Annotated in this window: 6 protein-coding genes; all 6 read right to left on the reverse strand. The window is 70.1% G+C overall.

From position 1 onward, the window contains the following. Positions 1–1,247: 1,247 nt before the first annotated feature. The 6 genes from ACFVIM_RS32615 to ACFVIM_RS32640 are packed head-to-tail and all read right to left on the reverse strand — an operon-like array spanning position 1,248 to position 5,043. Positions 1,248–1,700: a CYTH domain-containing protein gene (locus tag ACFVIM_RS32615; RefSeq protein ID WP_384309233.1), complete on the reverse strand. Its 453-nt coding sequence runs from the start codon at positions 1,698–1,700 to the stop codon at positions 1,248–1,250. Positions 1,701–1,713: 13 nt separating this feature from the next. Further along, complete coding sequence (locus ACFVIM_RS32620) at positions 1,714–2,565, reverse strand: EamA family transporter (protein WP_384309236.1); 852 nt, start codon at positions 2,563–2,565, stop codon at positions 1,714–1,716. Beyond that, on the reverse strand, positions 2,562–3,545 hold the full coding sequence (locus tag ACFVIM_RS32625) for a FomB family phosphonate monophosphate kinase (protein WP_384309248.1): 984 nt from the start codon (positions 3,543–3,545) through the stop codon (positions 2,562–2,564). The genes ACFVIM_RS32620 and ACFVIM_RS32625 overlap by 4 nt, the downstream gene beginning before the upstream one ends. A gap of 56 nt (positions 3,546–3,601) precedes the next feature. Then, positions 3,602–3,871: an acyl carrier protein gene (locus ACFVIM_RS32630; RefSeq protein WP_384309239.1), complete on the reverse strand. Its 270-nt coding sequence runs from the start codon at positions 3,869–3,871 to the stop codon at positions 3,602–3,604. Positions 3,872–3,907: 36 nt separating this feature from the next. Continuing rightward, positions 3,908–4,456, reverse strand: a complete 549-nt coding sequence (locus ACFVIM_RS32635) for a thiamine pyrophosphate-dependent enzyme (RefSeq protein ID WP_384309242.1) — start codon at positions 4,454–4,456, stop codon at positions 3,908–3,910. A 2-nt stretch (positions 4,457–4,458) separates the two neighbouring features. Next, on the reverse strand, positions 4,459–5,043 hold the full coding sequence (locus ACFVIM_RS32640) for a thiamine pyrophosphate-binding protein (RefSeq protein ID WP_384309245.1): 585 nt from the start codon (positions 5,041–5,043) through the stop codon (positions 4,459–4,461). Positions 5,044–5,149 lie beyond the last annotated feature (106 nt).

Genomic DNA, 5,149 nt, shown 5'->3' on the forward strand with positions numbered 1-5,149 from the left:
GCAGCCGGGATCTGGCACAACTGGGCCACCGGCGCCAAGATCAAACGCTCCCTCATCGCCTACGACCACTGAGAACATCGGACTCACTCATCTAGCCGTGGTCGCAGGGCCTCCAGGGTGGCTAGTCGGTGTACGCGACGATCGGCGTTCCTTGGCATGTCAGCCCCTATCCAACCCTTTGGCCCGCATCGCAAACGGGCTCTGACCAGCGAGTTTCTTCGTGCGGCGTTAAGAACTATATGCGGGCCAAAGGGTGATGCCCTCAGTGTCTAAAGCAGTCCGACCCTTTGGCCCGCATCGCACTTGCGCCCTGAGCAGCAGGTTTAGCCGTACGGCGTACAACCTACATGCGGGCCAAAGGGTCGTGTGGGCGAGCAGGTAAATCCACGCTAGATGCAGGAAAGTGACGGCACGTTGGCAACGACGAGCGGCCTCCTGCGGCAACAGGAGGCCGCGCTTACACCCGTTCGATACACGTCGCCCGAAGAAGGTGCCGCACATGAATGTACGCCTCCCCGACAAGCTCCGTGGGGTTGCTAGCCGTTACTCCATGAGGATCCTGGTCGGACTGCTCGCTCTAGGAGTGGCGGTTGCTGTCTGGATCAGTCCTAGGCTGGCCGTCCCGACTGCGACGGGGGTTGCGGTGTTGGGGGCGGCAGCCCCGGTGGTTCGATCAGCGCGCCCTCACGCAAGCGTGCCGGACAGGGGTGGGTCGAGCAACCTGGCAAGCCCTGAACAGCTAGAACAGCGAGCGCGGTAACGCTAGCGGCCGAGGCGGCGTGAGAGACCTGGGCGGTGACCAGTACCTGCTGCTGTACAGCAGCGGGGTACAGCAACCACCTTGACCGCAGTTGGCCTCCAGCGTCTCTCGTCAATCAGTTGAGCAGCGCTCCACTCGTCAGCGACCGCCCCGCCCGTAGTTCGCATCGAGGGGGTCTGGGGTTCAAATCCCCACAGGTCCACAGACACCGCTGTTCTTGGGTTGGCCCTGGAATGGCTGACGAATCCCGCCCGATCAGTTGATCGGGCGGGATTTCGTCGTTTCCGGGGGGCTGTCGAGGGCGGGCCGGGACCGTCGGTGGGTCGTGTGATCCCGGCGGGTGGCGGTGGGGGCTCGGGCCGTCGTGGGGGGCTCGGGTGCCGTGGGCGGGGGTGGGCCTGTCGCCGCGGGTGGATGCGGGGCTTGGTGCGCGGTGGTGGTTACTCGGGTGCCTGCCGTCTGCCGTCGGGTGACGGGCCAGGGGCGGTCAGGGGAGCGCCAGGGTCGCGTTGGAGTAGGCGGGGTCGCCGGTGATGTCTCGGATCGCCCAGGGAGGTGTGGGGGGAGGGGTGGCCGGGTCGCCCTGCCACTCGATCTCGGCCACCGTGAGTCCCGCGTGGGTGCCGGTGTACTCGTCGACGATCCAGTCGTCCGGGAGCGAGTGACGCTGTTTCTCCAGGACGCGGCCGGTGCAGAGGGCGAGGAGTTCCAGGGCGTCCGGGACGGGGACGGGGTACTCGTACTCGGCGCGGGTCGGGCCGGAGCGGGGGCCCTTGACCGTCAGGAAGGCCTCGGTGTCGTCGACGACCCGGATCCGGACCTCGGGCGAACGGTCCGTGGAGAGATAGCCCTGGCGCAGGGTGTGTGTGGCGCGGACCAGGGCACGCCAGCGTGGGTCGTGCGCGTCGACGAGGTACTTGCGTTCGGTCTCCGTGGGCATGTGCCGGTCTCCTTCATGTCGTCCCCAGCAGCAGGGCGATGCCTATGACCATCAGGGTGGCGGCGGCGATGCGGGGGCCGCCGAAGCGCTCCTTGAAGAGGAACGCGGCGATTGCCGCGCCGGCGATCACGCTGAACTCGCGGAGCACGGCCACCGGCGCCAGCGGTGCCCGGGTCTGCGCCCACAGCACCAGCCCGTACGAGACGACGGACAGCACGCCGCCGACGAGGCCGGGCAGCAGGACGGGGCGCAGTCGCGGGAGCAGGTCGCCGCGGAGTGTGGCCGCCGCGTACGCGGGGATCGCGAGGCCGTCGAGGAGCATCAGCCAGGCGATGTAGCCGAGGGCCGCACCCGCCTCGCGGACGCCGACGCCGTCCACCACCGTGTACACGGCGATCATCAGTCCTGTCGTCGTGGCCATCGCCACGGCCGGACCGCTGGGCCGGCTGGTCCGGTCCCTGACCCCCCACAGGGCCAGGCCGACGATCCCGGTCATCGCGACCGCGATCCCCGCCGCGCTGGCCCCCGACAGATGCTCGCCCAGCGCGAAGACGGCGAACAGGGTGACCAGCAGCGGTGCCACACCCCGGGCGATCGGGTACACCTGGCCGAAGTCACCGAGCCGGAACGAGCGCATCAGCGCCACCTGGTAGCCGATGTGCACCAGGATCGAGACGATCAGATACGGCCAGGCGGCCGACGGCGGGAACGGCGCCAGACACGCCAGGACGGCGCCGGACAGGGCGCGTCCGGCGCCGACCAGGCTGAGGCAGGCCAGTTCGTCCTTGATGCGGTGGGTGATCGCGTTCCAGCTCGCATGGGTGACCGCGGCGAACAGCACCACCGCGACGACAAGCGGCGTCACGCCCGCAGCTCCGCCAGGACCCTCGTGCGGACGAGCGGGTCGAGCATGTCGACGTTCGCCCGGTAGCACCGGGCGCCCTCGACCAGGGCGGTGAGCTGCCCGCGCAGGCCGGCCAGGGTGGCGGTGAACGCGTGGAGGTCGCCGCCGTGACGGGCCAGCAGGTCGTCCTTCAGGCCGTAGTTGACCACTCCTTCCGCGAACAGCCCCAGGAACAGACCGGCCTGCTCGGCGGTGATCCGCTCGAAGCCCCGCGGGCGTTCGGGGGAGAAGTCGGTGATCACGATGGTGCGGACCCGCCCGCTGTCGCTGGGCGCGCCCGGGAAGAGCAGCTCCGGCGCGGCGACGAAGTCCCCGCTCTCCAGATGGGGGGTCAGCCCGTGCTCCTCGATCAGCCGCTCGAACTGCGGAGCGCGCCGGACCCGCACCGCCGAGGGCACGGCGTGTGCCTCCCCGTCGCGCAGCAGCACATGGGTGTTGGTGAGGAACCGTGCCCCGTCCAGGCAGGCCTGGGTGAGGAACACCGTCTTGCCGCCCGCGTTGGGTCCGACGAGCAGTGTGGCGGCGCCGTCGTCGAAGGTGAAACCGGCCGCCTTCAGATGCAGATACCCGTGCTCGACCGCGAAGTCGGTCAGGATCCGCTTGACGAAGTACGGCCAGACCGTGCGCTCCAGGCGGCGGCCGAAGACGTAGGAGCGCCTTCCCTCGGTGATGAGGTACGCCGGTTCGCCGAAGATGTGGTTGAGGTAGTAGCCCGAGCGGAAGCGCTTGGCCCGCAGCGTGCGGTCGCTCAGCCCGCGCAGCACCTCCGGGTCGTACGGGTCCCGGTCCAGGTCCACGCAGACGATCTCGTGGTCCGGCTCGGTCCCGGCGGGTGCCTCGCGGGAGAAGTACGCGTAGGCGTCGAAGGTGTCGAGGTTGCTGGAGATCCGTACCGAGAGGAGGTTGAGGTCCACCAGCCGGGTGGAGCGGACCGGGAGCATGCCCAGTCCGGCCGGGCCGGCGGTCGTGCGCGTCGCGACGGGGGGTGGCGTGGTCGTCACCGGGCCGCCAGGGTCGTGACGGCGGCGGTGATCCCGCTCTTCGAGGCGAAGGTCTCGCGGGTGAGCAGCTCGTCGGTGAACTCGATGTCGAACTCGTCCTCCAGGGCGACCATCAGACTCACGCTCCGCAGCGAGTCCATGCCTGCCTCCCACAGGTCGGTGTCGGGGCCGAGGGAGGCGATGTCGACGGATCCGCCCAGGACCGCGAGCAGGACCTTGTGGAGCCGCTCCGCCTGCCCGGACGCGGTCGCGGTGGTGTCTTCCATGGTGCGTGTGCTCCTCATCCGTGTCCGTGGTGGGTGTCAGGCGGCCGCGGCGGCGCGGAACCGCTCGACGAGCTGCTGCGGGGTCCACTGCACGCGCCGGCCGGCGTGCGCGCCGCGCGGGGCGCAGACGACGTGCAGCAGGGTGGTGACGCCCGGCTCGGGCCGTACGGCGGCCAGCTCCTCGGCCGAGGACACGCTGTACGCGGCGGAGTAGCCGGCGGCGAGCGCCATGCCGATCGGGTCGGCGATGCGCACCGGCCGCTGACCGCCGGTGCTCTCGTGCACACCGTTGTCGAGGACGATGTGCACCAGGTCGGGGGCGTGTTCGGCGATCATCGGCAGCGCGCCGGGGTTCATCGCGAACGAGCCGTCGCCGTCGAGGACGACGACATGGCGGCCCGGCTGGGCCAGCGCCACGCCGAGGCCGACGGGGGCGGCCATGCCCATGGAGCCGACCAGGTAGAAGTTCTCGGGCCGGTCGGCGGTGTTGTAGAGGTCGCGGGTGATGAACCCGCAGGTGGACACGTACAGGGAGGTGGGGAACTTCTCGGTGACCGCGCGGATCGCGTCCTGGATGCCGAACATGTTCAGATGCCTTCCTTGACGATGAGGACGGGAGTGGCGCGGCCGTCCTCGGCGGCCGCCAGGCAGCGCTCGACGGAGGCGTAGGGCTCGTTCGGGTCGAAGACGGTGTGGCGCAGGTCGAACACGTCCAGCAGGTTGAGCAGTTCGCGGCCGATGATGTCGTGCTCGACCGCGTCGTTCCCGTCGTGGCCGCGCCAGCTGACGATCAGCGGAACGTGCAGGTCGTAGATGAGGTTGAGCGAGGTGAGCACGTTCAGCGAGTAGCCCAGGCCCGAGTTCTGCATGAGGACGACGGGCTTGGCACCGGCCGCCGAGAGGCCCGAGGCGACGCCGAGCGCGGAGTCCTCGCGGGGCGCGGGAAGATAGGAGACGGTCTCGGCGGGACCCACCCCGGACTCCAGCACCCGGAAGACGCCCTTGAGGAGCGAGCAGGGGACGCCGGTGAAGTGGGTGAACCCGTGGTCCGCGAAGGCCTGGACGAGGACCTCGGCGGCGCTCCGGGTGTGCCGCGCGTCCTGCTCGGCCCGCGCGCTCACGCCGCCCGCGGTGGCCGGCGGCGATGCGGTCAGGGTGTGGACGTCTGTCATGGGAGGGAACTCTCTTCCAGAGTGCGTACGGGTATCACGCGGCGGCGCGTACGGGTGTCACGCGGCCGGTGGGTGCGGGGCGGCGGTGGGCCCGCGGGGCGCGGGC

The sequence above is a fragment of the Streptomyces sp. NPDC057638 genome (assembly GCF_042800315.1).
Taxonomy (GTDB): Bacteria; Actinomycetota; Actinomycetes; order Streptomycetales; family Streptomycetaceae; genus Streptomyces.